This window comes from Nocardioides currus, assembly GCF_003057875.1.
In the GTDB taxonomy this organism is placed as follows: Bacteria; Actinomycetota; Actinomycetes; order Propionibacteriales; family Nocardioidaceae; genus Nocardioides; species Nocardioides currus.
Map to the genome: position 1 here is coordinate 373,764 of NZ_PYXZ01000001.1, position 25,560 is coordinate 399,323.

Annotated in this window: 27 protein-coding genes, 1 tRNA gene and 1 pseudogene; 6 read left to right on the forward strand and 23 right to left on the reverse strand. The window is 71.9% G+C overall.

All coding sequences use genetic code 11. The annotated features are described in order from the left end of the window. Positions 1-4: 4 nt before the first annotated feature. From C7S10_RS01790 to C7S10_RS01805, 4 genes are all read right to left on the reverse strand, one after another. On the reverse strand, positions 5-469 hold the full coding sequence (locus tag C7S10_RS01790; RefSeq protein ID WP_108342689.1) for a hotdog fold domain-containing protein: 465 nt from the start codon (positions 467-469) through the stop codon (positions 5-7). Positions 470-560: 91 nt separating this feature from the next. Beyond that, positions 561-1,133, reverse strand: coding sequence for a P-loop nucleotide/nucleoside kinase family protein (locus tag C7S10_RS01795; protein WP_108342690.1), 573 nt, complete (start codon positions 1,131-1,133; stop codon positions 561-563). Between the two features lie 9 nt (positions 1,134-1,142). Then, positions 1,143-1,517 (reverse strand): VOC family protein, encoded by a 375-nt coding sequence (locus C7S10_RS01800; RefSeq protein ID WP_108342691.1) that lies wholly within the window; start codon positions 1,515-1,517, stop codon positions 1,143-1,145. Further along, positions 1,514-2,278, reverse strand: a complete 765-nt coding sequence (locus tag C7S10_RS01805; RefSeq protein WP_108343263.1) for a trans-aconitate 2-methyltransferase — start codon at positions 2,276-2,278, stop codon at positions 1,514-1,516. Before C7S10_RS01805 ends, C7S10_RS01800 begins: the two co-directional genes overlap by 4 nt. 93 nt (positions 2,279-2,371) lie before the next feature. Between C7S10_RS01805 and C7S10_RS01810 the strand changes: the two genes are divergently transcribed. After that, the gene (locus C7S10_RS01810) at positions 2,372-2,869 is read left to right on the forward strand and encodes a MarR family winged helix-turn-helix transcriptional regulator (protein ID WP_108342692.1); all 498 of its coding nucleotides are present in this window, start codon (positions 2,372-2,374) and stop codon (positions 2,867-2,869) included. Positions 2,870-2,899: 30 nt separating this feature from the next. On the opposite strand, the gene C7S10_RS01815 is transcribed toward C7S10_RS01810, so the two are convergent. From C7S10_RS01815 to rsmI, 6 genes are all read right to left on the reverse strand, one after another. Beyond that, on the reverse strand, positions 2,900-4,696 hold the full coding sequence (locus tag C7S10_RS01815; protein ID WP_108342693.1) for an ABC-F family ATP-binding cassette domain-containing protein: 1,797 nt from the start codon (positions 4,694-4,696) through the stop codon (positions 2,900-2,902). Further along, on the reverse strand, positions 4,696-5,622 hold the full coding sequence (locus tag C7S10_RS01820) for a 4-(cytidine 5'-diphospho)-2-C-methyl-D-erythritol kinase (protein ID WP_108343264.1): 927 nt from the start codon (positions 5,620-5,622) through the stop codon (positions 4,696-4,698). The genes C7S10_RS01815 and C7S10_RS01820 overlap by 1 nt, the downstream gene beginning before the upstream one ends. Beyond that, a complete protein-coding gene (rsmA, locus tag C7S10_RS01825) occupies positions 5,619-6,482 on the reverse strand; it encodes a 16S rRNA (adenine(1518)-N(6)/adenine(1519)-N(6))-dimethyltransferase RsmA (RefSeq protein WP_108342694.1) in 864 nt (287 codons plus the stop codon). The genes C7S10_RS01820 and rsmA overlap by 4 nt, the downstream gene beginning before the upstream one ends. Before the next feature lie 37 nt (positions 6,483-6,519). Beyond that, positions 6,520-7,650: a resuscitation-promoting factor gene (locus C7S10_RS22965; RefSeq protein WP_279303149.1), complete on the reverse strand. Its 1,131-nt coding sequence runs from the start codon at positions 7,648-7,650 to the stop codon at positions 6,520-6,522. Between the two features lie 277 nt (positions 7,651-7,927). Next, a complete protein-coding gene (locus tag C7S10_RS01835) occupies positions 7,928-8,815 on the reverse strand; it encodes a TatD family hydrolase (protein WP_108342695.1) in 888 nt (295 codons plus the stop codon). Next, positions 8,799-9,650 (reverse strand): 16S rRNA (cytidine(1402)-2'-O)-methyltransferase, encoded by an 852-nt coding sequence (gene rsmI / locus C7S10_RS01840; protein ID WP_108343266.1) that lies wholly within the window; start codon positions 9,648-9,650, stop codon positions 8,799-8,801. The genes C7S10_RS01835 and rsmI overlap by 17 nt, the downstream gene beginning before the upstream one ends. A gap of 38 nt (positions 9,651-9,688) precedes the next feature. On the opposite strand from rsmI, the gene C7S10_RS01845 reads away from it, so the two are divergent. Continuing rightward, positions 9,689-11,308 (forward strand): dolichyl-phosphate-mannose--protein mannosyltransferase, encoded by a 1,620-nt coding sequence (locus C7S10_RS01845; protein WP_243395147.1) that lies wholly within the window; start codon positions 9,689-9,691, stop codon positions 11,306-11,308. Between the two features lie 268 nt (positions 11,309-11,576). On the opposite strand, the gene C7S10_RS01850 is transcribed toward C7S10_RS01845, so the two are convergent. The 7 genes from C7S10_RS01850 to C7S10_RS01880 all read right to left on the reverse strand — a co-directional run bounded on the left by C7S10_RS01850 (position 11,577) and on the right by C7S10_RS01880 (position 16,908). After that, positions 11,577-11,649, reverse strand: a tRNA-Ala gene (locus C7S10_RS01850). Between the two features lie 195 nt (positions 11,650-11,844). Beyond that, complete coding sequence (sepX, locus tag C7S10_RS01855) at positions 11,845-12,702, reverse strand: divisome protein SepX/GlpR (RefSeq protein ID WP_108342697.1); 858 nt, start codon at positions 12,700-12,702, stop codon at positions 11,845-11,847. Positions 12,703-12,765: 63 nt separating this feature from the next. After that, positions 12,766-13,317, reverse strand: coding sequence for a GNAT family N-acetyltransferase (locus C7S10_RS01860; protein WP_243395148.1), 552 nt, complete (start codon positions 13,315-13,317; stop codon positions 12,766-12,768). A 47-nt stretch (positions 13,318-13,364) separates the two neighbouring features. After that, positions 13,365-13,835: a MogA/MoaB family molybdenum cofactor biosynthesis protein gene (locus C7S10_RS01865; RefSeq protein WP_108342699.1), complete on the reverse strand. Its 471-nt coding sequence runs from the start codon at positions 13,833-13,835 to the stop codon at positions 13,365-13,367. Beyond that, positions 13,832-14,302, reverse strand: coding sequence for a cyclic pyranopterin monophosphate synthase MoaC (moaC, locus tag C7S10_RS01870; RefSeq protein WP_108342700.1), 471 nt, complete (start codon positions 14,300-14,302; stop codon positions 13,832-13,834). The genes C7S10_RS01865 and moaC overlap by 4 nt, the downstream gene beginning before the upstream one ends. Position 14,303: 1 nt before the next feature. Then, on the reverse strand, positions 14,304-15,533 hold the full coding sequence (glp, locus tag C7S10_RS01875) for a molybdotransferase-like divisome protein Glp (protein ID WP_108343267.1): 1,230 nt from the start codon (positions 15,531-15,533) through the stop codon (positions 14,304-14,306). Further along, entirely contained in the window at positions 15,526-16,908 is a 1,383-nt protein-coding gene (locus tag C7S10_RS01880) for a UTP--glucose-1-phosphate uridylyltransferase (RefSeq protein ID WP_108342701.1), read from the reverse strand. Before C7S10_RS01880 ends, glp begins: the two co-directional genes overlap by 8 nt. A 22-nt stretch (positions 16,909-16,930) precedes the next feature. Between C7S10_RS01880 and C7S10_RS01885 the strand changes: the two genes are divergently transcribed. Further along, a complete protein-coding gene (locus C7S10_RS01885; protein WP_108342702.1) occupies positions 16,931-17,542 on the forward strand; it encodes a 5-formyltetrahydrofolate cyclo-ligase in 612 nt (203 codons plus the stop codon). Here C7S10_RS01885 and C7S10_RS01890 read toward each other — a convergent pair. Together C7S10_RS01890 and C7S10_RS01895 are read right to left on the reverse strand one after the other, a co-directional pair. Then, positions 17,517-18,230 carry an AIM24 family protein gene (locus C7S10_RS01890; RefSeq protein ID WP_108342703.1) on the reverse strand — a complete coding sequence of 238 codons (714 nt, stop codon included), beginning with the start codon at positions 18,228-18,230 and terminating at the stop codon, positions 17,517-17,519. The genes C7S10_RS01885 and C7S10_RS01890 overlap by 26 nt on opposite strands. Before the next feature lie 16 nt (positions 18,231-18,246). Then, the gene (locus C7S10_RS01895) at positions 18,247-20,928 is read right to left on the reverse strand and encodes a penicillin acylase family protein (RefSeq protein WP_108343268.1); all 2,682 of its coding nucleotides are present in this window, start codon (positions 20,926-20,928) and stop codon (positions 18,247-18,249) included. Between the two features lie 106 nt (positions 20,929-21,034). Here C7S10_RS01895 and C7S10_RS23060 point away from each other — a divergent pair. Beyond that, a pseudogene (locus tag C7S10_RS23060) lies at positions 21,035-21,127 on the forward strand (FmdB family zinc ribbon protein); the annotation flags it as partial. Between the two features lie 62 nt (positions 21,128-21,189). Here C7S10_RS23060 and C7S10_RS23065 read toward each other — a convergent pair. Then, positions 21,190-21,339, reverse strand: a complete 150-nt coding sequence (locus tag C7S10_RS23065) for a hypothetical protein (RefSeq protein ID WP_341476730.1) — start codon at positions 21,337-21,339, stop codon at positions 21,190-21,192. A gap of 80 nt (positions 21,340-21,419) precedes the next feature. Between C7S10_RS23065 and C7S10_RS01905 the strand changes: the two genes are divergently transcribed. Both C7S10_RS01905 and C7S10_RS01910 read left to right on the forward strand, forming a co-directional pair. Then, positions 21,420-22,037, forward strand: a complete 618-nt coding sequence (locus C7S10_RS01905) for an SAF domain-containing protein (protein WP_108342705.1) — start codon at positions 21,420-21,422, stop codon at positions 22,035-22,037. A 59-nt stretch (positions 22,038-22,096) separates the two neighbouring features. Next, positions 22,097-22,447 carry an MscL family protein gene (locus tag C7S10_RS01910; RefSeq protein WP_108342706.1) on the forward strand — a complete coding sequence of 117 codons (351 nt, stop codon included), beginning with the start codon at positions 22,097-22,099 and terminating at the stop codon, positions 22,445-22,447. A 250-nt stretch (positions 22,448-22,697) separates the two neighbouring features. On the opposite strand, the gene C7S10_RS01915 is transcribed toward C7S10_RS01910, so the two are convergent. The 3 genes from C7S10_RS01915 to C7S10_RS01925 form a co-directional block, all read right to left on the reverse strand. Further along, positions 22,698-24,005 (reverse strand): LCP family protein, encoded by a 1,308-nt coding sequence (locus tag C7S10_RS01915; protein WP_108342707.1) that lies wholly within the window; start codon positions 24,003-24,005, stop codon positions 22,698-22,700. A 117-nt stretch (positions 24,006-24,122) separates the two neighbouring features. Next, positions 24,123-24,302 carry a hypothetical protein gene (locus C7S10_RS01920; protein WP_108342708.1) on the reverse strand — a complete coding sequence of 60 codons (180 nt, stop codon included), beginning with the start codon at positions 24,300-24,302 and terminating at the stop codon, positions 24,123-24,125. Next, positions 24,299-25,549, reverse strand: coding sequence for an LCP family protein (locus tag C7S10_RS01925; protein WP_243395149.1), 1,251 nt, complete (start codon positions 25,547-25,549; stop codon positions 24,299-24,301). The genes C7S10_RS01920 and C7S10_RS01925 overlap by 4 nt, the downstream gene beginning before the upstream one ends. Positions 25,550-25,560: the final 11 nt, after the last annotated feature.

The following is a 25,560-nucleotide window of genomic DNA, read 5'->3' on the forward strand; positions in this document are numbered from 1 at the left end:
CGGCTCAGGGCTTCTCGGTCACCCAGAGCCTGATGACGCCCTCGATCACCACGACCCCGTCCTCGCGCACCCCGCGCACGCGCACGTGCAGGTCGGGGTCGTCGCTGGTCCACTGCTCGGGGTCGGTCTCCGCGATGCACGTGATGTCGCTGGTCGCCTTGGCGGTGTAGGCGATGTCCATGCCCTTGGGGATCCAGCGCCTGGTGCGCGGGATGCTGACCTCGGCCAGCGCCCCCATCGCGGCCTCGAGGCCGTTGCACAGCGCGATCGCGTGCACGGTGCCGATGTGGTTGTGGACCCGGCGCCGCTTGGGGATGACCAGCTCGACGTGGTCGGGCTCGACCACGGTGAAGCGCGGGCGGATCGTGGCGAAGTAGGGCGCCTTCTGGGAGAACGCGAACGAGAAGAGTCGCTCGCCGACGACGGGGATGGCGGAGGTGGTGTTCCACAACTTCTGGACCTGGCTCATGCCGCGACATTACCAGTCGGTAACTTTGTTTCGGTTTCCCCGGCTACCCGGGGAAACCCCGACATCGTGCAGCAAGCAAACCCCGGGAAGTTCACAACTCGCCCAACCAGTCCAGGATCTGCTGGGCCACCTCGTCGGCCGACAGGTCGGTGTTGTCGACGAGCAGGCGCGGCCAACGGGCCAGCAGCCGCTCCCCCGGCGCGTCGGTGCCCGGCTCGGAGGTCATCCGGTAGTCGGCCTCGAGCTGGCGGACGTTGCCGTCGGACCACTCCACGTCGCGCTTCGACTTCTTCTCCGCCAGCCGGTGCTCGGTGCGGTTGCGCGCGAGACGGGTGTCGAGGTCGGCGACGAGCTCGACCACGGCCACGCGGTCGCCGTACGGCGCCGCCAACCGCTCGAGGTAGTCGGCCTCGGCCTGCTCGTCCATCCCCATCACGAACGTGAACACGAGGTCGGTGCCGTCGGCCGCGGCCTCCTCGATCAGCCGCCGGCGGAACTCGCCGTTGAGCGTCTGGAACGGCGGCGTGCCGTAGTCGAAGACGTCGAGCAGCATCTCGATCGTGTGGTGGTTGTGGAACAGGCGGTACGGCGACCGCTCCGCGACGGCGCGTCCCACCGTCATCTTCCCGACGGCGGGCGGTCCGAGGATCAGCAGCAGGCCCATGCGCGGATGCTAGTGAGCGGGCGCGAGGACCTCGACCCGATTTCCGTGGCCGTCGAAGACGTGGAACCGGACGTGGCCGGGGAAGGTGTCGCGCTGGCTCCGGTCGACGTCGAAGCCGAGGTGGCCGAGCCGGTCCGCGGTCTCGTCGAGGGCGGACACGGAGTCGAGCAGCAGCGCCGGGTGGGCCTTGCGGGCGGGCACGAACGGGTCCTCGACGCCGACGTGGACCTCCGCGCCGCCGGGCGAACGGAACCACGCACCACCGCGGGCCCGCAGGTCGGGGGGCTTCTCGACCTCCACCAGCCCGAGCCCGTCCGACCAGAACGCGCGCGCGACGTCCTCGCCGCCGGGCGGGCAGGCGACCTGGACGTGGTGGAGCCTCACGGCTTGCGCCCCACGGCGAAGACGCGGCGGAACGGCATCAGCACCCGGCCGTCGGTCGCCGGGTAGGCCGCGCGGAGCCGCGTCTTGAGCTCGTCGACGAACGACCCGCGCAGCTCGTCGGGCAGCGCGGCGAGGATCGGTCCGGCGCTGGTGCTCGAGACCCAGGTGAACACCGGGTCCTCGCCGGTCAGCACGTGCAGGTAGGTCGTCTCCCACGCGTCGACCTCCAGCCCGAGGCCCGCGAGCGCCCCGAGGTAGGTGGCCGGGTCGTGGGTCGAGCGCAGCGAGGTCGCGGTCGCGAACTCGGCGTACGGCGCCTGCTCCTCGAGCTCCGCGCGGATGGTGTGGCTCGGGGCGTCGAAGTTGCCCGGGACCTGGAAGGCGAACCAACCGCCCGGCGCGACCTGCTCGACGAGGCGCGGCAGCAACGACAGGTGGTCGGGCACCCACTGGAGGGTCGCGTTGGAGACCAGCACGTCGACGGGCTCGGCCGGCGTCCAGTCGCGTGCGTCGGCGACGCCCCACTCGATGCCCTCGATCGCCCCGGCCTTCGCGATCATCTCGGGGCTGGAGTCGAGACCGGTCACGGTGGCGTCTGGCCAGCGCTCGGCGAGCAGGCGCGTCAGGTTGCCCGGCCCGCAGCCGAGGTCGACGACCGTGCGCGGCGCCGGGGAGGCGACCCGGCTGAGCAGGTCGACGAAGGGTCGCCCGCGTTCGTCGGCGTAGGCGAGGTAGCGCTCGGGTTCCCAGCGATGGTTCACGATCGGCTCCATCAGTTGTCTTGATGTCAAGATACATCCTCGAACCGATTCGTCTTGATGTCAAGATTCTCGATGGTCTGGCACACTGCAGCCATGCGCGACGAAGTGGACAACCTGGTGGAGGCCTGGGCGCGCGAGCGCGACGACCTCGACCTCGGTCCGGTGGAGGTCTTCAGCCGGATCGGTCGCCTCGCCCGCCACCTCGACCTGGCCCGCCGCGACGCGTTCACGGCCCACGGCATCGAGTCGTGGGAGTTCGACGTGCTGGCCGCCCTGCGACGGGCGGGCGCGCCGTACGAGCTCTCCCCCGGTCGGCTCCTGCGCGAGACGCTGGTGACCAGCGGGACGATGACCAACCGTGTCGACCGGCTCACCGCGCGCCACCTCGTCGAGCGCCTGCCCGACCCGCGGGATCGCCGCGGCGTGCTGGTGCGGCTCACGCCGGAGGGCAAGGCCGCGGTCGACGGGGCGTTCGGTGCCCTGCTCGCCGCCGAGGCCACGCTGATCGAGACGCTGCCGCCGGCCGACCAGGCCACCCTCGCGTCGCTGCTGCGGACGCTGCTCGCGCCGTTCAGCCCGCCCGAGGACTGAGCGCGCATGGACTGAGCGCGCGAGGACTGATCAGCCGAGCACCTCGGACGCCTCCAGCCACTCCAGCTCGAAGGCGTCCTTCTCGTCCTGCAGCGCGCTCAGCTGCCGGCCCAGGTCGGCGAGCAGGTCGAAGTCGGTGAGGTTGGCGGCCATCTGGTCGTTGAGCTCCTTCTCGCGTACGTCGATGCGCGCGAGCTGCTTCTCGAGGCGGGCCAGCGCCTTGCGGGCCTCACGCTCCTGCGCCGATCCCGCCTTGGCCTTCGCGGAGCCCGACGGCGGCGGCACACTGCCGGAACCGGACCCGCCCGACGGCGAGGTGCTGCCACCCTGCGCGAGGGAGGCGGCGCGACGCTCGAGGTACTCGTCGACGCCGCGGGGCAGCATCGAGATCTGGCCGTCGCCCAGCAGCGCCCACACCGAGTCGGTGACGCGCTCGAGGAAGTAACGGTCGTGGGAGACGACCACGAGGGTGCCCGGCCAGCCGTCGAGGAAGTCCTCGAGGACGTTGAGGGTGTCGATGTCGAGGTCGTTGGTGGGCTCGTCGAGGAGCAGCACGTTGGGCTCGTTGAGGAGCAGCTTGAGCAGCTGGAAGCGCCGTCGCTCGCCACCGGAGAGGTCGCCGAGGCGGGCCGTGAGCTTGTCGCCGGTGAAGCCGAAGCGCTCGAGCATCGAGGTCGCGGTGATGTCGGAGCCGGTCGCGGTGCGGGTGACGCGGGCGATGCCCTCGATGGTCGGCAGCACGCGGGCATCGGGGTCGACCTCGTCGATGGCCTGGGTCAGGTGCTCCATCGCGATGGTGCGCCCGTGCTTGACCCGGCCCGCGCTCGGCGCCAGCGTGCCGGCGATCAACGACAGCACGGAGGTCTTGCCCGCTCCGTTGACCCCCACGATGCCGACCCGGTCCCCCGGACCGAGCCGCCAGGTGGCGTCGGTCAGCAGCTGCTTCTCGCCGCGCGCCAGGTCGGCGTGCTCGATGTCGACGACGTCCTTGCCGAGGCGCTGGGCGGCGAACTTCTGGAGCTCGAGCCGGTCGCGCGGCGGCGGCACGTCCTCGATCAGCTGGTTGGCGGCGTCGATGCGGAACTTCGGCTTGGAGGTGCGGGCCGGCGCGCCACGACGCAGCCACGCGAGCTCCTTCTTGACCAGCTGCACGCGACGCTGCTCGGACGCGCTGGCCTGGCGCTGGCGCTCGGCCTTGGCGAGCACGAAGGACGCGTAGCCGCCCTCGTAGGAGTCGACGACGCCGTCGTGGACCTCCCACGTCGTCTGGCAGACCTCGTCGAGGAACCACCGGTCGTGGGTGACGACGACGAGCGCGGAGGCGCGGGCGACGAGGTGCTGCGCGAGCCAGGCGACCGCCTCGACGTCGAGGTGGTTGGTCGGCTCGTCGAGGACGATCAGGTCGTGCTCGCCGAGCAGGAGGGCGGCCAGCGAGCAGCGGCGGCGCTCGCCACCCGAGAGCCCGAGCACGGCCCGGTCGAGCGAGATCCCGGCGAGCAGCTCGGAGACGACGCCGCGCATGGTCGCGTCGGCGAGCCACTCGTGGTCGGCGCGGCCACCGAGCACGGCCTCGCGCACCGAGTGCGTGTCGACGAGCTCGTCCCCCTGGTGGAGGTAGCCGATCTCGACGCCGCGGTTCATCGAGACCCGGCCCGAGTCGGGCTCCTCGAGCCCGGTCATCACCTCGAGCAGGGTGGTCTTGCCGTCGCCGTTGCGACCGACGATGCCGATCCGCTCGCCGACGTGGATGCCGAGCGACACCTCGCTGAGCAGCGGGCGCACGCCGTACGCCTTCGAGACCTTCTCGAGGTTGATCAGGTTGGCCATCAGGGGCGCGCCAGGAGGTGTGCGCCGGCCACGGGGCCGTTCGCGATGAGTACGACGTCGTGGCCCGCGCCCTGCAGACCCGCGACGACGGCGTGGGCGCCGTCGAGGGAGTCGCACAGGAAAATGCAGGTGGGACCGGAGCCGGACACGAGGCCGCGCAGCGCCCCCTCGCCCTCGCCCCGGTCGATGAGCGCGCCCAGCTCGGGGCGCAGGTCGAGGGCGGGCGCCTGCAGGTCGTTGTGCAGGGTGCGCGCCAACCGCAACGGCTCACCGCTCGCGAGGGCCGACAGCAGGTCGGCCGGCTCGGCCGGCTCGGCGAGCGCGTCGGGGAACAGGCGGTCGAAGTGGCGGTAGACCTCGGGCGTCGAGAGCCCGGTCGTGGAGGGTACGGCGACCCACCACCACGAGCCGCGGTCGTCGAGCGGCTCCACGAGCTCGCCGCGACCGCGACCGCGCGCGGTGCCGCCGAGCAGCGAGAACGGCACGTCGCTGCCCAGCTCGGCCGCCAGCGCGAGGAGGTCGTCGTCGGTCAGGCCCGCCGCGTGGAGCCGGTCGAAGGCGAGGAGCGCCGCGGCCGCGTCGGCCGAGCCGCCGGCCATCCCCCCGGCGACCGGGATCGACTTGAGGACCTCGATGCGCTCGGTGCCCGGCAGCCCTGTGCGGGCGCGCACCAGCTCGAGCGCCTGGTAGGCGATGTTGCCGGGGCCGAAGGGGACGTCGCCGACCTCGATGTAGTCGGCGGTCTGGAGGCTGAGCGACGGCACGCCGGCGGTGGTGAGGGTGACGTCGTCGTAGAGGCTGATCGCCTGGTAGACGGTGTCGAGCGGGTGGAAGCCGTCGTCGCGGGCGGCGCCGACGCCGAGGTGCAGGTTGATCTTCGCTGCCGCCCGGACCGAGACGGTGCGCGGCCCCTCGACCGCGCTCACCACGACAGGCCCTCGGCGATGCGGGCGAAGTCGGCGACCGTCAGCACCTCACCGCGCGCGGTCGGGTCGACGCCGGCGTGGGACAGCGCGGCCTCGGCGGCCTCGCTGGATCCGGCGAGCGGGCGCAGCGCTGCCCGGATCTGCTTGCGCCGGGTGGCGAAGGCGGCGTCGATGACCGTGAAGACCTGCTCGCGGGTGGCGGTGGTGTCCGGCGGGTCGCATCGGGTCCAGGCGACGAGCCCGGAGTCGACGTTGGGCGCCGGCCAGAAGATGTTGCGGCCGATCGAGCCGGCCCGGCGGACGTCGGCGAACCAGGCGGCCTTGACCGACGGCACGCCGTACACCTTGGAGCCGGGACCGGCGGCGAGCCGGTCGGCGACCTCGGCCTGCACCATGACCAGGCCGCGCTCGAGCGAGGGCAGCAGGGTGAGCATGTGGATCAGGACGGGCACGGAGACGTTGTAGGGCAGGTTGGCCACGAGTGCCGTGGGCGGCGGGCCGGGGATCTCCTCGATCCGCATGGCGTCGCCGAGGACGACCTCGAAGGCGTCGGCGTGGTCGGGTGCGCGCTCGGCGATGGTGGCCGGCAGCCTCCCCGCGAGCAGCGGGTCGACCTCGACGGCGACCACACGCCGCGCGACCTCGAGCAGCCCGAGGGTCAGCGAGCCGAGGCCGGGCCCGACCTCGACCACCACGTCGTCGGCTCCGAGCCCGGCGTCGCGGACGATCCGGCGTACCGTGTTGGGGTCGATGACGAAGTTCTGCCCGCGCTGCTTGGTGGGTCGCAGGTCGAGCTCGGCGGCCAGTGAACGCACTTCCGCCGGCCCGAGGAGTCTCGGGCCGGCGGAGGGGGTGCTCATGCGGAGAGCCTAGAGGCCGCCCGCGCAATCAGCGTGATCAGCGAGGCAGGCCCAGCTTGGCCGCGCAGGCTGGCCAGGCGCCGTACCCGCCCGAGGCGTCGCGGAGCTTGGTGGCGATGGCGATCTGCGTCTCGCGCGAGGCCTGGCTCGGCAGGCCGGTGCCGCCGTAGGCCTGCCACGTGCCGAGGTTGAACTGGAGGCCGCCGTAGTAGCCGTTGCCGGTGTTGATGGCCCAGTTGCCGCCCGACTCGCACTGCGCCAGGGAGTCCCAGACGGTGCCGCCGGACGCGAAGTTGGCGGTCTCGGTCTCCTTGGTGCCGACGTTGACGATCGCGTCGACCGGCTTGCGTGCGACGCTGACACTGACGACCTTGGTGGCGACGACCTTGCCGTTGCGCACGGTCAGCTTGTAGGTCACGTCGCGCACGCCGTCGCGCCCGGCGCGGACGGTCTCGTCCTCGCCCTCGAACATCGAGTCGTCCTCGCGCTCGACGACGCGGTAGTCGACCGCCTCGTTCTTGACCCGCTTGGTGACGATGCGGATGTCGGTGAGCACGATCTTGTCTCCGTCGGAGACCTTGCTCCGCAGCCCCGGCTTGACCCGGTCGTGCTCGGAGACCTTCACGCCGAGCTCGTCGAAGACGTCGGCGACGGTGAGCGCCTTGAGCTTGGCGGTCCGGAACGCCTGCTTGCCGACCTTGACCTCGACCTTCTTCGGCGTGGTGACCTCCAGCCGCATGCCGCTGCGGGAGATCAGGGAGTCGCGGTCGGCCGACAGGTCGGCGCTGGAGAAGCCTCGGCCGATCTCGCCGAGGGCGCTCGCGACGTCGGTGGAGTTGACCCAGTAGGTGCGCTCCTCGCCGTCGACGCTCAGCTCGAGGGGGCGCCCGAACTGGACGGAGATGCGGCTGCCGTCGGCGACCGACTCGTCCAGCGACGGGGCCACGAGGTCCTTGTCGGTGATCTCGATGCCCTCGGAGGCCAGCACGTCGCCGACGGTGCCGCCGAGCGCGGTGACCTTCTCGGCCCGCCCGTCGAGCGACAGGGTCACCGACTTGCTGAGGGCCGCGTAGCCCATCGTCGATCCGCCGACGGCGACCACGATGAGGGCGACGAGGGTCGCGAGGACCGCCTTGGACTTGCTGAGGTGGACGATGCGGGAGCGCACATTTCTCCGAACGTGGATCTGTCCGGGCCTCGGGCGTCAGCGCGTCCGCGAGCAGCCGTGACCATCGGGGGTGTGATGGGGCGAGGTGCGAGCGGGGGACTCGCGGAGGGGCTCATACTCCACCTCCGGGCGCTGGCGAATCGTTCCCGATCCCGGCCAACATCACGAGACGATAACGGGGTTCGGGGGTAGCACAAAGTCGAACTCCACAATTCGTGGGAGGACGTGTCCGGCGTCACGACCCCGTCACGACCCCGTCACGGCGCCGTTCGGGGTCTCACCAGGCCCCGCCGAAGGCCCTCTCGGTGTTGGCGTCGATGGCCGCGCAGAGGGTCTCGAGGTCGTCCTGGCGGACCTCCGCCATGGCGCGCACGGTGTGCGGCACGAGGTAGGACGCGTTGGGGCGTCCGCGGTACGGCGTGGGGGTGAGGTACGGCGCATCCGTCTCGACGAGCACGCGGTCGAGCGGCGTGACGGCCAGTGCGTTGCGCAGCCCGGCGGCGTTCTTGAACGTCACCGTGCCGGCGAAGCTCAGGTGCGCCCCGTGGTCGAGGCAGGCCCGGGCGAGGTCGACGTCGCCCGAGAAGCAGTGCATCACCCAGCGCTCGGGCGCCCCCTCCTCGAGCAGGATCCGCAGCACGTCGTCGTGCGCGTCCCGGTCGTGGATGACCAGCGTCTTGTCGAGCCGCTTGGCGAGGTCGATGTGCCGGCGGAAGCTCTCCTCCTGGACGGCCCGGCCGTCCTCCCCCGTCCGGAAGTGGTCGAGGCCGGTCTCCCCCACGGCCCGCACCTTGTCGTGGGCGCCGGCGAGGGCCTCGATCTCGGCCAGCGCGGCGTCGAGGTCCTCGACGCGGGGGGCCTCGTTGGGGTGCAGCGCGACGCCGGCGACGAGCTCGGGGTGCTCCGCGGCCGCGGCCACGGCCCACCGCGCGCCGGGCAGGTCGCAGCCGATCTGCACGATCCGGGCGACGTTGACGGACGCTGCCCGGTCGATCGCGGCCCGCGTCTCCAGCCAGTCGCCGTCGGCGATGTCGAGGTGGCAGTGGTTGTCGACGACCGCCCCGGGCAGCGGCTCCGGGACCGGCGGGCGCTCGCGGTCGCGCCGGGCGCCGGACTTCTCCTCCGTCGCCGCCCGCGAGCGGGTGGGCTCACTGCTTGTGGACATGGTCGTAGACCTCTCGCTTGGGGACGCCGGCGCGCCGGGCGACGTCGGCGATCGCCTCCTTGCGGGTCGCGCCGGCCGCCTCCTCCTCCGCCACGGCGGCGCGCAGCGAGTCGGGGTCGGTGCCCACCTCCGCCTGGGCGGTCGCGCCCTCGACGACGATCGTCACCTCACCGCGCACCCCGTCGGCGGCCCACGCGACCAGGTCGGCGAGCGGCCCGCGGCGTACCTCCTCGTGGGTCTTGGTCAGCTCGCGGCACACCGCTCCCGCCCGGTCGCCGCCGAGCGCCTCCGCCATCGCGGCGAGCGCGGCCTCGGTGCGGTGCGGCGCCTCGAAGAAGACCATCGTGCGCTCCTCCCGGGCGAGGGCGGCCAGGCGCCGGCCCCGCTCCCCCGCCTTGCGCGGCAGGAAGCCCTCGAAGCAGAAGCGGTCGACGGGCAGGCCGGAGACGGCGAGGGCGGTGAGGACCGCGCTCGGACCAGGCACCGCGGTGACGTGGACGTCGTGCTCGACGGCCGCGACGACGAGGCGGTAGCCCGGGTCGGACACGCTGGGCATGCCCGCATCGGTGACCAGCACGACCCGCTCGCCGGCCAGCAGGGCCTCGAGCAGGACGGGGGTGCGGGCCGACTCGTTGCCCTCGAAGTAGGACACCACGCGGCCGCGGAGGGTGATGCCCAGGTCGCTCGTCAGCCGCTTGAGCCGGCGGGTGTCCTCGGCGGCCACGACGTCGGCGCCGCTCAGCTCGGCGGCGAGCCGCGGTGGCGCGTCGCCCGCCTGCCCGATGGGCGTCGCCGCGAGCACGAGCACTCCGGACGCGGGCGGGGTCGATGACATGTCCCGATCATGTCAGCCGACGATCTAGAGTCGGGCCCGTGACCTCCCCCGCCACCGTCAGCCTGTCGCGGTCCGCGGCCGGGAGCGAGGTCCCCACGGCGCAGGAGCGGGCGAAGCCGCGCTGGCGCACCGAGGACCCCGTCGTCGGGTGGACCGGCGCGCTCGCGCTGACCGCGCTGGCCTTCTTCCTGCGGTGGTGGAAGCTCGGCACGCCCCACCAGTTCAGCTTCGACGAGACGTACTACGCGAAGGACGCGTGGTCGATGCTCGGCAACGGCTACGTCCGCAAGTACGTCGAGGACGCCGACAAGACGATCCTCAACGGCCAGCCCAAGGGGCTGTGGCTCGACGAGCCGTCGATGGTGGTGCACCCCGAGGTCGGCAAGTGGATCATCGCGCTGGGCGAGAAGGCGTTCGGCATGGACCCCTTCGGCTGGCGCATCGCCGCCGCCGTGGTCGGGTCGCTGATGGTGCTGCTGATGTGCCGCTTCGTCCGCCGGGTCACCGGCTCGACCGCGCTGGGCCTGGTCGGCGGGCTCCTGCTGGCCGCGGACGGCCTGCAGCTCGTGCTCTCCCGGCTGGCCCTGCTCGACATCTTCCTCGCCTTCTTCATCCTGCTCGGGGTCCACTGTGTCGTCGCGGACCGACAGTGGTTCCGCGCACGCCTCGCGCGCGGTGCGACGCGGGCGCTGTTCCGGCCGTGGCTGATCGCGGCCGGGGTCGCGTTCGGGCTCGCGGTGGGCACCAAGTGGACGGCGCTCTTCCCGCTCGCCGCCTTCGGCGTGCTCCTGGCCGTGTGGAACCTCGGCGCCCGCCGCTCCTTCGGCGACCCGCGCGCGCTGCCGAAGGCCCTGTTGGTCGACGGCCCGGTCGCGTTCGCGAGCCTCGTGCTCGTCGCCCTGGTCGTCTACGTCACCAGCTGGACCGGCTGGATGATGCACGCGGGCGAGTACGAGCGGGTCCTGAGCAACACGCAGTACACGACCTACGACGGCGGCAAGCAGTGGGCGACGGCCACGGAGCCGGACGCGACGGGCTTCGGCGAGGTCACCCAGTCGCTGCACTCGCTGTGGGACTACCACCAGGACGTCTACGCCTTCCACTCCCACTTCCTCAACGACAGCAGCCACGTCTACGCCTCGCGACCCATCGGCTGGCTGGTGATGAGCCGTCCCGTCGGCGTCGACGCGCAGCTCGACATCCAGCCCGGCCAGCAGGGCTGCGACGCCCCGACGGGCTCGACCTGCCTGCGCCAGGTGCTGCTGCTGGGCAACCCGCTGATCTGGTGGGCCGGCACGATCGCGCTCGCCTTCGCCCTCGTCCGGTGGCTGGGCGGTCGCGACTGGCGCTTCGGGGTCGCCATCATGGGCGTCGCCTCGACCTGGCTGCCGTGGCTGCTCTACGACGACCGGCCGATCTTCATCTTCTACATGATCGCGACGCTGCCGTTCCTGGTGCTCGGTCTCACGCTGGCCCTGGGCAGCATCATCGGCTCGTCCAACGTGCCCACCCCGCGGCGGACGGCCGGAGTGGTGATCGCGGGGTCGTACGTCGTGATGACCGTCTTCGCCTTCGCGTGGTTCTGGCCCGTGTGGACCGACCAGCTGATCACCCACGAGGAGTGGATGCGGCGGATCTGGTTCACCCGCTGGATCTGAGCCGGAAATGCCGCGGCCCGGACCTGGCCCTGTGGCGGTGACCCAGCCACGTTCTCCGGCCGCGGAACGTGGTTGGCGCACCGCTGGAGGCCGTGTCGCCGCGACTCGCCCAGCGCCTCGGTGGCCCAGCCACGTACTCCGGCCGCGGAATGTGGCTGACGCACCGCTGGAGACGTGGTCGCCGCGACGTACGACGGACCCGCGAGACCCGCTGGATCTGAGCCGGAAATGCCGAACGGCCCGTCCGTGGACGGGCCGTTCGTTGCCGTGGAGGTGAGGGGACTCGAACCCCTGGCCTTCTCGATGCGAACGAGACGCGCTACCAGCTGCGCCACACCCCCAGCGAGGGGAAAAGATACCAGCCGGGTTTCGACGCCGCCCAATCGAGTCGACGACGACCGCCACGTCGGACGTCGGCCGGGACGTCCGACACACAGGTCGTCGGGGCGGCCGCTGCGTCGGACGTCCCGCGCAGCGTCCGGCGATGCGGTCGCGGAGCGGTCGCGGAGCGGTCGCGGGGAGCTCGCAGGAGCGGGTCAGGAACCGAAGGCGCGACGCTCGGCGGCCTCGCGGGCGGTGCGCTCGGTGCGCTCGCTCTCCTCGGCCTCACGGGCCAGGGCGGAGTCGTCGTCGTTGCGGCCCGAGGACCACACGCCGGTGGAGTCGAGGTCGATCGTCTGGACCGTACGCCGCACGGCGGCCGGCTTCGAGACGTAGGTCGGCAGCGTGGTGGGCACCATGTCCCATGCGCCCTCCGCACGGGCCGGCGCCGCTACGTGCGGCTCCACGTGCGACTCTGCGACCGGCTCGGCGGCGGGCGCCTCGGCCTCGACGTCCGCGACCAGCGGGGAGTCGGTGGTCTCGGGCAGCCCGTCGTCGACGGGTACGGCGCTGGGCGCGGGAGCGGTGCCCTGCGCGGCGGCGGTGACCGGGCGGGCGGCGGCACGCTCGCCCTTGACCATCACGCGGCAGGCGACCAGCCACGCGACGAGGAGGCCGGCCGGGACCGACACCCAGGGCCAGGTGACGACGTGGGCGACGGCCAGCCCGACGACGATCGCGTTGACGAGCAGGATCGCGCCGAGGACGTTGCGCCGACGACGGGTGGCCTGGCGGGCGGCGGCGCGGCGAGCGGCGTACGACGGCTGGGTCACGGGGGCGCTGGAGGCCTTGGTCTCGACCGTGGCGGCCGAGGGCTGGCGTCCGGGAGTGACGACGAGGCGCGCGTCGCGGCGGCTGACGGGCTCGCGGCGGGCCAGCACGCGCATGGTCTGCGAGAAGCGGTCGACCGAGCGGCTGCGGACGACCTCGTCGTGGTGCTTGAGGGCCTTGGGGATGAGGTAGACGGCCCAGGCCACCGCCAGGGCCACGAAGATCAGCGCGCTCAGGTCCACGCCCCGAGGTTAGGTTCGCGGAGCGCTCGTGGGACGGATGTCAAGGGTGTGTCGGAAAAGAACTCATGTGACTCGTGGGATTCGGGCCAGCAGCCCGTCCGGGCACTCCTCCGCGGTGACCGCGAAGACGCGGTGGTCGCGCCACTGCCCGTTGATGTGCAGGTAGCGCGGCGCGAACCCGACCTCGTGCAGCCCGAGCTTCTCGACCACGCGCAGCGAGTTGCTGTTCTCGGGGCGGATCGAGATCTCGATCCGGTGCAGGCCGGCGGTGGTGAAGCAGTGGTCGACGGTCAGCGCTACCGAGGCCGGCATGATGCCGCGCCCGGCGACGGCGCGGTCGAGCCAGTAGCCGACGGAGGCGAACTGCGCCGACCCGCGGACGATGTTGTTGACGGTCACCTGGCCGGCGAACCGGCCGTCGACGTCGATCGCGAACGGCATCGCCTGGCCCTGGCGAGCCAGTCCCCGCAGGCGGCGTACGACCTGGAGGTAGCTGCCCGCCGGGTCCTGCTCACCGGGCGGCAGCGTGGCCTCCCACTGCGTGAGCCAGTCGCGGTTGCGGGTGCGGACCTCACGCCAGGCGTCGGCATCCGCGACCTCGAGCGGCCTCAGCACGATCGGGCCGTGCGTCAGGCGCGCGGGCCACCCCCGCACCGGCCGGATCAATGGTCGCTGCCCACGACCTGCTCGACGGCGTGGCGCAGCACCGGCGCGAGCACGGCGAGGCCGTCCTTCACGCCGCCGCGCGAGCCGGGCAGGTTGACGACCAGGCAGGAGCCGACCACCCCGGCGACACCGCGCGAGAGCATGGCGGTGGGCACCTGCTGGGCGATGCCGTGGGCGCGGATCGCCTCGGCGATGCCCGGCACCTCCGCGTCGAGCAGCGGCCGGGTGACGTCGGGGGTGCGGTCGGTCGGCGTCAGGCCGGTGCCGCCGGTGGTCAGAACGACCCGCGCGCCGTCGGCCACCGCGGCGGAGATCGCCTCGCCGACCGGCTCGCCGTCGGGGACGACGACCGGGTCACCGCAGTCGAACCCCTGCTCGCCCAGCCACGCCACGATCAGCGGGCCGGTCTCGTCGGCGTAGACGCCGGCGGCGGCCCGGTTGGAGGCCACGACGACGCTCGCCTTCACGGTCGGGCCCAGTCGCCGGACCTGCCGCCGGTCTTGGTCTCGACCCGCACGTCGGTGATGACCGCGGCCTTGTCGACCGCCTTGACCATGTCGATGACGGTCAGGCCGGCGACGGCGACCGCGGTGAGGGCCTCCATCTCGACGCCCGTGCGGTCGGTCGTCGCGACGGTGGCGACGACGTCGACCGACTCGTCGGTGACGGTGAGGTCGACGGTGACCGAGGACAGCGCCAGCGGGTGGCACAGCGGGATCAGGGACGGGGTCTGCTTCGCGCCCATGATCCCCGCGAGCCGGGCCACGGCGAGGGTGTCGCCCTTCGGCACCCCTGCGCCCCTGAGCAGCTCGATGACCGCGGGCGAGACGAGGACGCGGCCCGACGCGGACGCCGTACGCGCCGTCACGGCCTTGCTGGAGACGTCGACCATCCGGGCCGCGCCTGCGTCGTCGATGTGGGAGAAGGTCGACATGTCAGAAGTCCTCGTCGAGCCGGAGCACCTGGACCATCTCGCCGGCGGAGATCCCGGTGGTCTCGGGGGGTACGACGACGATCGCGTCGCTCGCCGCGAGGTCGCCGAGCAGGTGGGAACCGTGGCCGCCGACCGGGGTCACGAAGGCCCCGCCCCGGTCGGAGTCATAGCTCGCGCGGACCATCTGCTGGCGACCGGGCGGGGAGGTGATCGGGTGGGTCAGGCGGGCCCGGGTGAGCGGGCGTGAGTAGGGCAGCTTGCCCATCATCCGGCGGATCGCGGGGAGCACGAACGTCTCGAACGAGACGTAGGCCGAGACCGGATTGCCGGGGAGCGTGAAGATCGGGGTGCGGTCGTCGCCGACGGTGCCGAAGCCCTGCGGCTTGCCGGGCTGCATCGCCACCCCGCCGAACCAGACCGAGCCGAGCGAGGAGAGCGCCTCCTTGACGACGTCGAAGTCCCCCTCGCTGACCCCGCCGCTGGTGACGACGAGGTCGGCGCGCACGAGCTGGTCGCTGAGCGCGTCGGTGAAGGTGCGTGGGTCGTCCGGGACGATGCCGACGCGGTAGGCGATCGCGCCGGCCGCCCGGGCGGACGCGGCCAGGAGGTAGGAGTTGCCGTCGTAGATCGAGTCGCGACCCAGCGGCGAGCCCGGCTCGCGCAGCTCCGACCCGGTCGAGATGACGACGACCCGCGGCCGCGGGCGGCAGCGCACCGTGGCGCGGCCGACGGCGGCGAGCAGGCCGAGGTGGCGCGGTCCGAGGACGGTGCCGTGCTCGAGCAGCAGGTCGCCCTCGGTGACGTCCTCACCGGCGGCGCGGATGTGCTGGCCCCGCCCGGGCGCGCGGGAGATCTGCACCTTGGCGACCCCCCGGTCGGTCCACTCGTAGGGCACGATCGCGTCGCACCCGGCCGGCACCGGCGCGCCCGTCATGATCTTCGCCGCGGTGCCGGGCGAGAGCGCCATCAGCCCGCCCTGGCCGGCGCCGATCTCGCCCACGACCGGCAGGTGGACCGGGGTCTCCTCGGAGGCGGTCGCGACATCGGCGTACGTCACGGCGTAGCCGTCCATCCCCGAGTTGTCGAAGCCGGGCAGCGAGATGGGCGCCTCGACGTCCTCGGCGAGCGCGAGCCCGAGCGCCTCCATCAGCGGCTGCGGGAAGTCGGGCAGCGGCGAGACCGTGGCCAGGATCCGCTCGACGAGGTCGGGGACCGGGAGCAGCTCAGGCATCGTCACCCAGGACGGCGTCCGCGTCGACGCGCTGGGCGCTCGGGGTCTTGATCGCGACGTCGCCGACGACCTTCACGCCGTGGCCGAACGTCACGTCGCCGTCGACGGTCAGCGAGGTGGCCTCGCGCAGCGACGGCGCGCCCTCGGGGAAGCGCTTGTCGAAGTCGCCGACCAGCTTGTAGTAGTCGGCGTCGAGGTCGACGTAGGGGATCTGCTGCGACGCCTGGTCGAGCACGAAGTCGCGGCCGAGGTCGTAGATGTCGGAGCGGAGCACCAGCAGGTCGTTGGTCGTCTTGACGGGGACGAAGCGGTCGCGGCCGACCTCGATGGTGCGGGCACCCTCGAAGATCTCGATCGCCGCCCCCATCGCGGTCTCGATCTGGATCACCTCCGGCGTGCTCGGGTCGCCGGGGTCGAGGTGCTTGACGTTGCGGATCATCGGCAGGCCGAGGATGCCCTGGCGTGCGTCGAGGGCCTCGGTCATGGCGTCGACGTCGAACCACAGGTTGTTGGTGGAGGTGAACTGGTGGCGGTCGAGGTCGGCCAGCGCCGCCTTGTCGGAGTCGAGCGTCTGGGCCGTCTCGCGGAGCACGATGCGCCCGTCGGCCTTGCGGCGTGCGAAGTGGCCGCCCTTGCGGTCGGAGGCGGTGCGGCGCACGGCCTCGATCGCGAACGGGGCGCCGCTCTGGGCGAACCAGCCGGCGACCCGGGCGTCGGGGACGGCACCCAGGTTGTCGGAGTTGGAGACGAAGACGTGCTGGTAGCCGGCGTCGCGCAGCCGGCCGAGGACGCCGGTCCCGCGCAGCGCCGTGTAGAGGTCGCCGTGGCCGGGCGGACACCACTCGAGGTCGGGGTTCTTCGGGTAGGCCGCCGGCACCAGGCCCTTCGCCAGCAGCTTGGGCACCTTGTTCTGGAGGAACTCCAGGGGCAGGCCCTCGACCTGGAGGTCGTCGTAGCGGGCGAGGGCGGCCATCGTGTCGGCCGACGTGCGGAACGAGTCCATGAAGATGAGCGGCAGCGTGGCGTCGTACTCCGTGCGCAGGTGCAGGACCTGGCGGGCGATGATGTCGAGGAAGCTCAGCCCACGCCGCACGCAGAGCAGCGACTTCGCGCGATCCATGCCCATCGAGGTGCCGAGACCACCGTTGAGCTTGATCACCGCGGTCTTGCGGACCGCCTCGGCGGCGACGTCGTCGGGGACCTCGACGTCGACCAGCGCCTCCATGTCGAGCGGGCTGATCGACGACTCCGGGATCATCCCGGTCTCACCGTGCTCGAGCAGTCGGTAGTAGTGCGCGAACGTGTCGATGGCGACGGGATCGACACCGGCGTCCTGCATCTTGGCGCGCGCCGTCTCCAGGCCTTTGCTACCCATGTCTCGATCGTAGGCTGATTGCGTGCCGACACCAGCCCAGCCCCCCGTTCCGTCCGCGGGACAGACAGCCAAGCGGGCGCTGCGCGAGCAGGTCCTGGCGGCCCGGCGGCTGCGCAGCGCGGCCGACTCCGAGGCCGCGGAGGCCGCGATCGCGGACCACGTGCTGGCCTGGGACGTCGTACGCCGCGCCTCCACCGTGGCCTGCTACGTCTCGGTCCACCGCGAGCCCGGGACGCGGCGGCTGCTCGACGCCCTGCTGGCCGGCGGCACGCGGGTGCTGCTGCCGGTGCTGCGCCCCGACCTCGACCTCGACTGGGCGCTCCACGACGGCGACCTCGCCGAGGCCCGGCGTGGTCTCCTCGAACCGACCGGCCCTCGCCTCGGGGTGGACGCCGTCGGCGGGGCAGACGTGGTGCTCACGCCCGGGCTGGCCGCGTCGCTCGCGGGCGACCGGCTGGGGTACGGCGCCGGGTGCTACGACCGGGCCCTGGCGCGCGTCGGCGCGGACGTGCCGATCGGGATCGTGCTCCACGACGACGAGGTCGGCCTCGTCGTGCCGACCGAGCCGCACGACCGGCGGGTGACGCACCTGGTCACGCCGTCGGGCATCAGCCCTTCAGCAGGTCGCCGATGATGCCGCCGCCACCGCCGCCGCCCGAGCCCGACGCGGGGTTGACCCACTCGTAGGGCTGCACGACGACGAAGCCGGGTCCGTGGAAGGCGTACTGGAAGGCCTCGCCCGACCCGCCGCGCAGCATCGACTTCATGTTCATGCTGGACACCACGTTGGGCACCAGCGACGCCGACCACGCGACGGCGGCCTGCACGTCGACGTACGTCGGCTGCTGGGAGCAGTCGAGGACGACCGGCTTGCCGACGGTGCACAGGGCGACCGTCCCGACGCCGCGGACGGTGGTGTTGAAGAGGCCGCCGGCCATGATCCCGGCGCCGCGCACGCGGTTGATGTCCCACTCCATCGCCGCGTCGAACGCGAGCAGGTTGCGGCCGTTGACGGAGATCCCGTCGCCCTCGAGCGTGAGGAGGTGGACCGTGCCGGCCTCCTGGGCGAAGAAGACCTCGCCCTGGCCGGAGACCCGCATCAGCGGGATGTCCTCGCTCGTGACGACCTTCTTGAGCAGCTTGGCCATCGAGCCGGACTTCTCGTGGTCGAAGCGGATCTGGCCCTGGAAGGCCACCATCCCGCCCTTGACCGCGAGCACGTCGGGTCCGAGCGAGACCCGCAGCATGTGGCTGTTCTGGAGGGCGAACCGCTGCCCGTCACCGATCTCGAGGTTCTCCTCCGCGAACAGCTCACTCTTCATGGCAGGAGGGTAGCGATCACGGCGCGTCGTCGGAGGGGTTCAGCAGGAGAGTGTCGTCGGCCGACTCCTCGACGGCGTCGCGCGAGAACGCCCACGGCAGGTAGTCGCCGTCGACGTAGAGCTCCGTCTGGTCCCCGTAGTGCGAGGAGCCGGGGTGGCCCGAGACCCCCGTGAGGTTGATGTAGCGCGAGGCGTCGAGGTCGGCCAGGGAGACGACCATCCGCATCGACGGGGCGGCCGTCACGCCGTACCCCACGGCGGCGTCCCACGAGGTCGCGTCGACGATGCTCGAGCCGCCGCCGACGTCGTGGCCGTCTCGGTTGAAGAGCCGCTCGATCGGCGCGATGCCGGACTCCCCCAGCGTCGAGTGGTGCAGGTCGAGCTGGTGCAGCCGGCCCCACGTCCACTCGTCGACGTCGAGCGACTGGCGCCGCGTCAGCTCGTCGCGGGCATCGCGCATCGCCTGGCGCAGGATGTCGTCGCGCGACTCGACCACGTCGTCGGTCGTGGTGTCGTCCCACCACGGCCCGGCCGGGTCGCCGAGCAGGTGGGTGACCACCGCGAACCACCGGTCGCCGCCGTTGGGCCAGATCCCCTCGCGGAGCTCGTCGTGGAAGGTGAGCCGCAGCAGGTTGCTCCACACGACGTTGTAGTAGGCCGCCGGGGCGCTGTCGGCGGGCTGGGTGAAGTCCCAGTCACGGAGCAGGTCCTGGGCGTCGCGGTAGTAGGCCGAGCCGAGGTCCTCGATGTCGAGGAGGTACGGCACCAGCGTGGCCGCCATCGGGTTGGTGGTGTCGAGCTGGAGCCGCATCATCTCCTGCACCGAGAGCTCGCCCTCGGCCTCGAGCTGCTGGCGGATCCGCGTCGAGCGGTAGCCGTAGTCCCAGTCGTCGGTGAGGAAGTAGGGGTAGTCGTCGTCGATCACCGCCTGGTTGGCGGTCGCGATGAACCCCTCCTCGGGGTCGAGGACGTTGGGCAGGCCGTCGAAGGGGATGTAGTCGCCGGTCCAGTCGTTGGCGGAGAGCCAGCCCTCGGCCGGCATCGAGCCGTCGTTGCCGGACTTGCGGATCGGCACCAGGCCGGGCGCCTGGTAGCCGATGTGGCCCTCGCGATCGGCGTACACCATGTTCTGGCTCGGGACGGCGAAGTCGCTCGCGGCCGCGCGGAACTCGTCCCAGTCGGACGCCCGGTTGAGCCCGAGCACCGCGTCGGCGGTCGTGGTCGGCTGGAGGGCGGTCCACTGCAGGGCCACGGCGTAGCCGTTGCCGCGATCGTCCGATCCGTCCGGGTCGTCGGGGCCGCCGGTGTCGGCCGGGTCGTCGGCCGGGGCGTCGGCCGGGGCGTTCGCGCCGACCGTGCTCAGCTCGGAGGAGACGTCGCTGAGCAGCGGACCGTGGGCGGTCTCGCGGATGCGGAGCGTGAAGTCGTCGCCCCCGCGCACCTTGATCGTCTCGGTGCGCAGCGTGAGCGGCTTGGCCTCGCCGTCCTGGATCCAGCTGTTGCCCTCGACCTTCTCGAGGTAGAGGTCGGTGACGTCCGGCCCCAGGTTGGTGAAGCCCCAGGCGATGTCGGCGTTGTGGCCGATGATCACGCCGGGCACCCCGGAGAACGTGAAGCCCGAGACGTCGAGGGTGCAGTCGCTGGTGATCGATCGGCAGTGCAGGCCGGTCTGCATCCAGATGCCCGGCTGGCTGACGCCGAGGTGCGGGTCGTTGGCCAGGATCGGCTGCCCGGTCGCGCTGTGGTCGCCGTCGACGACCCACGAGTTGGAGCCGATGCCGTCGCCCCGGCCGAGCATCTCGGGGAGCCGGTCGAGCCCGTCGCGCAGGTCGCCCAGCGCGCGGACCGTCGCGTCGTCGTACGCCGGTCGTCGCGGGTTGCGGGTCGAGTTGCGGGTGGCGTTCTGCTCGAAGACACCGTCGACGACACCACCGCCGGCCACGATCGGCGGATGGGCGTCGACGTCGTAGTCGGGGTAGAGGTCCGCGATCTCCTCGGGCGTGTGGTCGAGGCTGGCCATCACCCGGGCGATCTCGTCGTCCATGTTGCCGCGCAGGTCCCACGCCATCGCCTTGAGCCAGGCCAGCGAGTCGGCCGGCTCCCACGGCTCCGGCTCGTAGTCGAGGCCCTGGAGCCCGAGGAGGGTGTACTCGATCGCGATCTCGGTGGTGCCGTGCTGCTCGAGGTAGGCGTTGACCCCCTCGGCGTAGGCCGACAGCGCGTCGCGGGTCTCGGGGTCGAGCAGGGCCAGCTCCTGCTCGGCGACCCGGCGCCAGCCCATGGTGCGGATGTACTTGTCGGTCTCGAGGCCGTCCTCGCCGAACAGCTCGGACAGCCGTCCGGCCGTGACGTGGCGGCGCACGTCCATCTCGAAGAAGCGGTCCTGCGCGGCCACGAACCCTTGCGCCCGCATCAGGTCCGCGTCGGTGTCGGCGTAGATCTGCGCGATGCCGTGGTCGTCCCGGATCACCTCCACCTGCGCGTCCAGCCCGGGGAGCTCGAGCTCGCCGTCGGTGTCGGGCACGGGGCGGCGTACGAACGCGACGGCCGTGACGAGGAGCAGCACCATCAGCAGGGCGAGCACCGCCGCGACGTACGCCGTCCAGCGGAGCCCGCGCGGCGCCGCACGGAACAGCGTGCGCAGCGAGAAGTCGGGCTCGTCCTCGAGGTCGGGGTCGTGTGCTGGCTGCTCGGTCATCTCATCGGGCATTGTGCCGTAGTCTTGGCAGTCGATCGGGCTGAGTGCCAGCGAGTCGCGGGCCCACCGGATCGACCTCCCCACGAGCCAGCCAGCAAGGTTTCGCATGCCCACCTATCAGTACGCCTGCACCGAGTGCGGCCACCAGTTCGAGCAGTTCCAGAGCTTCAGCGACGACTCGCTGACCGTGTGCCCGGTCTGCGAAGGCCGGCTGCGCAAGGTGTTCAACGCCGTGGGCGTGGTGTTCAAGGGGTCGGGCTTCTACCGGACGGACAGCCGGTCGGGGTCGTCCTCGTCCTCGTCGTCGGACTCGTCCTCCGCGTCTTCGACGTCCTCGTCGTCGGACTCGTCCTCCTCGACGCCGGCGCCGTCCCCCTCGCCCTCCCCGAGCGCGAGCCCGAAGCCGTCCACAGGCAGCTCCGACAGCTGATTCCCCGCCCGCCTGTGGACGAGCCACGGCGGGCCCGCCCGGGGCGACCTAGCGTCGCGCCATGCTTCCTCCCGTACGCCGCACGCTGCGCACCCTCCACCGCGCGGTCCTGACCCGGCGCCGACCGCTGGCGGCCGTGCTGGTGGCGGTGTCGGTGCTCGTCGCGCTGCGCACCACGATCGGCCCCGGCCCGCCGACCGTCGAGGTCCCGGTCGCGGCCCGCGATCTGCCGGCCGGCGCCGTGCTCACCCCACGCGACGCGACGACGGCGACCTGGCCGGCCGGGCTGGCGCCGGACGGCCTGACGTCCGCCGTGGCCGGCCAGGTGCTGGCGGCGCCCCTGCGCGAGGGCGAGGCGATCACCGACCTGCGCCTCGTCGGCACCGGGCTCGCGGACGCCCACCCCGACCTGACGGTGCTGCCGGTGCGCCTGCCCGACCCCGCCGTCGTCGAGCTGCTCCGGGTCGGCGACCGGATCGACCTCAGTGCCGTCGACCCCGAGACGGGCGGGTCGAGCGAGCTCGCCAGCAACGTCCTGGTGCTCGCGATCCCGCCTCCGAGCGACTCCGGATCCGGCCTGACGGGCCGCTTGGTCGTCGCCGGGGTCGCGCCGGAGCGGGCGAAATTTGTCGCGGCCGCCACGTTGAGGGAGTTCCTCACGGTCCAGTTTTCCCGCTAGCGTCGTGACGTGTCCTGAAACTGACCGATTCCGCTTGTCGGGGTCAAAGGAGAAACGCAATGACTGGATTCAAGAACTTCATCCTCCGGGGCAATCTCGTCGAGATCGCCACCGGTCTGATCATGGCGTTGGCGTTCGCGTCGGTCGTCACCACCTTCACCAACTGGCTGACCGGCCTGCTCCCCGACTCGACGTCGGAGATCTTCTCCAACGAGGCCAACAGCTTCGGGGCGTTCCTCAACGCGGTCGTCTCGTTCGTCATCATGGGCGCGGTCGTGTACTTCCTCGTCGTCACGCCCTACACCAAGGCGAAGGAGCGGTTCTTCCCCTCCGAGCCCGAGGGCACGCCCGCCGACATCGCCCTGCTCACCGAGATCCGCGACGCCCTGAAGGCGCGGCCCCTGAGCTGACCCGTCTCGCCTCGAACGGCTCGCCCCCTCCGGGGCGGGCCGTTCGTGCGTCCGGGCCCGCCGGCGGCGCGTCGTGGGTGCCCCGTTCCGCGACCGCGCAGCGGTGCGTCAGCCACCGTCGTCGACCCCGGAACGTGGCTGTCGCACCGCGCCGTACGCACGACACGGGTACGGCGGTGGGTGACCCACTGTCCGACCGCTCGGAGTGTGGGTCACGCACCGCCGTCGGAGACCGCGGATGGCCGGTCGGTCAGGCGCACACCCCGGGGGTGTCCTCCTTGGTCGTCGGCGTGGACGTCGGCGCGGAGGGCTGCGACGGGCTGGCGGTGTCGGTGGGGCTCGGCGTCTCGGTCGGGCTCGACGTCTCGGTCGGGGTCTCGGTCGGGCTCGGGGTCTGCGAGCCGCTCTCGCCCGTCGTGGGCGACGGCGTCTCGGTGGCCTCGCTCGAGGTGGAGGGCGCCTCGGCGTTGGTGCCCTGGCTGAGCAGCGAGGCGGGGAGCAACTTGTCCTCCCGCAGCAGCTCCCACAAGACGTCGGCCTCCTCGGTCCAGTGGACCTTGCCGGCGAGGTCGGAGTCGGTCGGGAAGTACTCCGTCGGCACGGTCACGAACTGGACCTTGTCGAGGCCGACTCCCTGGAGCTGCATGGCGAGCTTGCCGATGCGCGTGATCGAGCCCAGGCCCGGGTCGATGGTCAGCGACTCGGTGGCGGCGTCGAGGAAGCCCACCACCCGGTCGAGGCGGCTCAGGGTGCCGGCCGACTTCACCTTGCGGATGAGCGAGCCGATGAACGCCTGCTGGCGCTTGATCCGGCTCAGGTCGTTCTGCTGGGCGAGGTCACCGATGTAGCGGGCGCGGACGTAGTCGAGCGCCTCGTCGCCGGTGAGCACCGACGGGTCGCCCTTCGGCACGAAGATCCCGTGCTTCTTGTCCACGATGTCCTCGGGGACGCAGACCGGCACGCCGTCGACCGCGTCGACCATGTTGCCGAAGCCGTTGAAGTCGACGACGACGTAGTGCTCGAGGCGCACCCCGGTCGTGGCCTCGACCTGGCGCATCGCACAGGCCGCGCCGCCACCGTTGGGATCGGCGGCGTTGCCCAGGGCATAGGCACGGTTCCACATCTCGGTGCCGCCGGGGATCTCGTCGTCCTCCCCGCAGTCGGGGCGGGTGACGATCGAGTCGCGCGGGATCGAGATGGCGTACGCGCGGCTGCGGTCGGCCGAGAGGTGGACCAGGATCGTGGTGTCGGAGCCGCCGCCCGTCTCCTGGTCGATGTCGTTGTTGTCGCCCGAGCGGGTGTCGTCACCCATCACCAGGATGTCGAGCGGCTTGCCGTTGCCGCGGTAGACCTCCTCGGGACGGTCGTCGCCGAGCGCCTGGTCGAGGTCCTGCACGTTCAGGTTGCCGTTGAGGTGTCGGTACAGGAAGACCACACCGAGCGCGGTGACCAGGGCGAGCACCACGGAGCTGGTGAGCACGACCCGCCCGACGACGTGGCGACGCGACGTCCTGGCCTTGCGCCGGGGCTCGGGCGCGTCCGGTCCGGGGCTCGACACACCTGCCACGTCTGCGACCACACCTTCGTCCGGGGAGCCCGCGCATGGGCATCGTCGCCGTGCAACCTACGCGAAGCAGGCAAATGGTCCCGCGCAAGGGTTGGCCTCAGGCTGATCTCATCCGTGGTGCGGGGGCACCTGCTCGCGATACCAGTCGTCGCCGAGTCCCTCGTCCCGCTTCGAGCTGGGCGGCCGGTCGTCGCTCGTCTCGTCGGGGAGCACGTCGCCGAAGACGGCGGCGAGTCGCTTGCGGCGTACCCACTCCGGCTCGGGCTGGTCGCGCTGGTCCTCGCTCATGCGCACAGTCCGTAGTCGGCGGCTTCCTGGGCCTTCTCCGGCGAGGTCTCGCTGGGCGTCTCGCTCGGCGTCTCGCTGGGCGTCTCGGAGGCCGTCTCGGAGGGCGACTCCGACTCCGACGGCGACTCCGACGGCGAGCCGGTCTCGCTCGGCGACTCGCTCGGGGTGGCCTCCGACCCGGGCGGGGCGCCGGCGTCGATCGCGTCGGAGGACAGCTTGGCGCTCAGCGGCTCGTCCTTGCGCGCCGCGTCGAACAGCGACTTCGAGCTCGGCAGCCAGAGCACGTCGTAGTCGTCGTCGTACTCCCAGGGCACGGTGATGAACTTGATCTCGTCGAGCCCGGTGCTGCGCAGCTGGAGGGCGAGGTCGGCGAGCGCGCGCACGCTGGAGAGGCCCTCGCTGACGTCGAGCGACTTGGTGGCGGCGTTGAGGAACCGCACGACGCGGTCGGGGCGCGCCAGGGTTCCCTTGGAGACGACGCGGTTGATCATCGAGGCCATGAAGTTCTGCTGGCGCTTGATCCGGCCGAGGTCGGACTGGGTGCCGACGGTGTAGCGCGCCCGGACGTAGTCGAGGGCCTGGTCGCCGCGCAGCTCGTTGGTGCCGGCGGGGACGAAGATCTGGTGCTTGGGGTCGTTGATCTCCTTCGGCACGCAGATCTCGACACCACCGACGGCGTCGACCATCTCCTTGAAGCCGTTGAAGTCGATGACCACGAAGTCGTCGATGCGGATCCCGGTGGTCTGCTCGACCTGCTCGACCGTGCACAGCGGTCCGCCCACGGCGAAGGCGACGTTCCACTTCGCACCGGTCTCGGCGGGGATCTCGTTGTCGTCGCCGCACGTGGGCCGGTCGACGACCGAGTCGCGCGGGATGGAGATGCCGTAAGCCCGGTCGCGGTCGGCCGAGATGTGGAGGATGACGGTGGTGTCGGAGCGCGCGCCGTTGGCCGGGTCCTGGCTGTCGATGCCGTTGGCGCCGGCCCGGGAGTCGGAGCCCATCACCAGGATGTTGAGCGGCTTCCCGTCGCCCTCGTAGACGACCTCGGGACGGTTGTCGAGCTCGTCGAGACCGCCGATGGTCGTGAGGTTGCCGTTGAGGTGGCGGTAGGTGAAGACCACACCGAGCGCGGTGACCAACGCCAGCAGCACGGAGGCCACGAGCACGACCCGTCCGACGGTGTGCTTGCGCTTGACCTTCCCCTTGCGCTTGGGAGCCTCGGGGTCGGGACTCGACACATCTGCCACGTCTGCGACCA

What these genes read in the sequence shown, in the direction of transcription:
- C7S10_RS01790 (WP_108342689.1), bottom strand. Translation starts at nt 469, where the DNA reads ATGAGCCAGGTCCAGAAGTTGTGGAACACCACCTCCGCCATCCCCGTC.
- C7S10_RS01880 (WP_108342701.1), bottom strand. Translation starts at nt 16,908, where the DNA reads ATGGGTAGCAAAGGCCTGGAGACGGCGCGCGCCAAGATGCAGGACGCC.
- moaC (WP_108342700.1), bottom strand. Translation starts at nt 14,302, where the DNA reads ATGTCGACCTTCTCCCACATCGACGACGCAGGCGCGGCCCGGATGGTC.
- C7S10_RS01810 (WP_108342692.1), top strand. Translation starts at nt 2,372, where the DNA reads ATGCGCGACGAAGTGGACAACCTGGTGGAGGCCTGGGCGCGCGAGCGC.
- C7S10_RS01910 (WP_108342706.1), top strand. Translation starts at nt 22,097, where the DNA reads ATGACTGGATTCAAGAACTTCATCCTCCGGGGCAATCTCGTCGAGATC.
- rsmI (WP_108343266.1), bottom strand. Translation starts at nt 9,650, where the DNA reads ATGTCATCGACCCCGCCCGCGTCCGGAGTGCTCGTGCTCGCGGCGACG.
- rsmA (WP_108342694.1), bottom strand. Translation starts at nt 6,482, where the DNA reads ATGAGCACCCCCTCCGCCGGCCCGAGACTCCTCGGGCCGGCGGAAGTG.
- C7S10_RS01835 (WP_108342695.1), bottom strand. Translation starts at nt 8,815, where the DNA reads ATGTCCACAAGCAGTGAGCCCACCCGCTCGCGGGCGGCGACGGAGGAG.
- C7S10_RS01920 (WP_108342708.1), bottom strand. Translation starts at nt 24,302, where the DNA reads ATGAGCGAGGACCAGCGCGACCAGCCCGAGCCGGAGTGGGTACGCCGC.
- glp (WP_108343267.1), bottom strand. Translation starts at nt 15,533, where the DNA reads ATGCCTGAGCTGCTCCCGGTCCCCGACCTCGTCGAGCGGATCCTGGCC.
- C7S10_RS01890 (WP_108342703.1), bottom strand. Translation starts at nt 18,230, where the DNA reads ATGAAGAGTGAGCTGTTCGCGGAGGAGAACCTCGAGATCGGTGACGGG.
- C7S10_RS01905 (WP_108342705.1), top strand. Translation starts at nt 21,420, where the DNA reads ATGCTTCCTCCCGTACGCCGCACGCTGCGCACCCTCCACCGCGCGGTC.
- C7S10_RS01895 (WP_108343268.1), bottom strand. Translation starts at nt 20,928, where the DNA reads ATGACCGAGCAGCCAGCACACGACCCCGACCTCGAGGACGAGCCCGAC.
- C7S10_RS01815 (WP_108342693.1), bottom strand. Translation starts at nt 4,696, where the DNA reads ATGGCCAACCTGATCAACCTCGAGAAGGTCTCGAAGGCGTACGGCGTG.
- C7S10_RS01795 (WP_108342690.1), bottom strand. Translation starts at nt 1,133, where the DNA reads ATGGGCCTGCTGCTGATCCTCGGACCGCCCGCCGTCGGGAAGATGACG.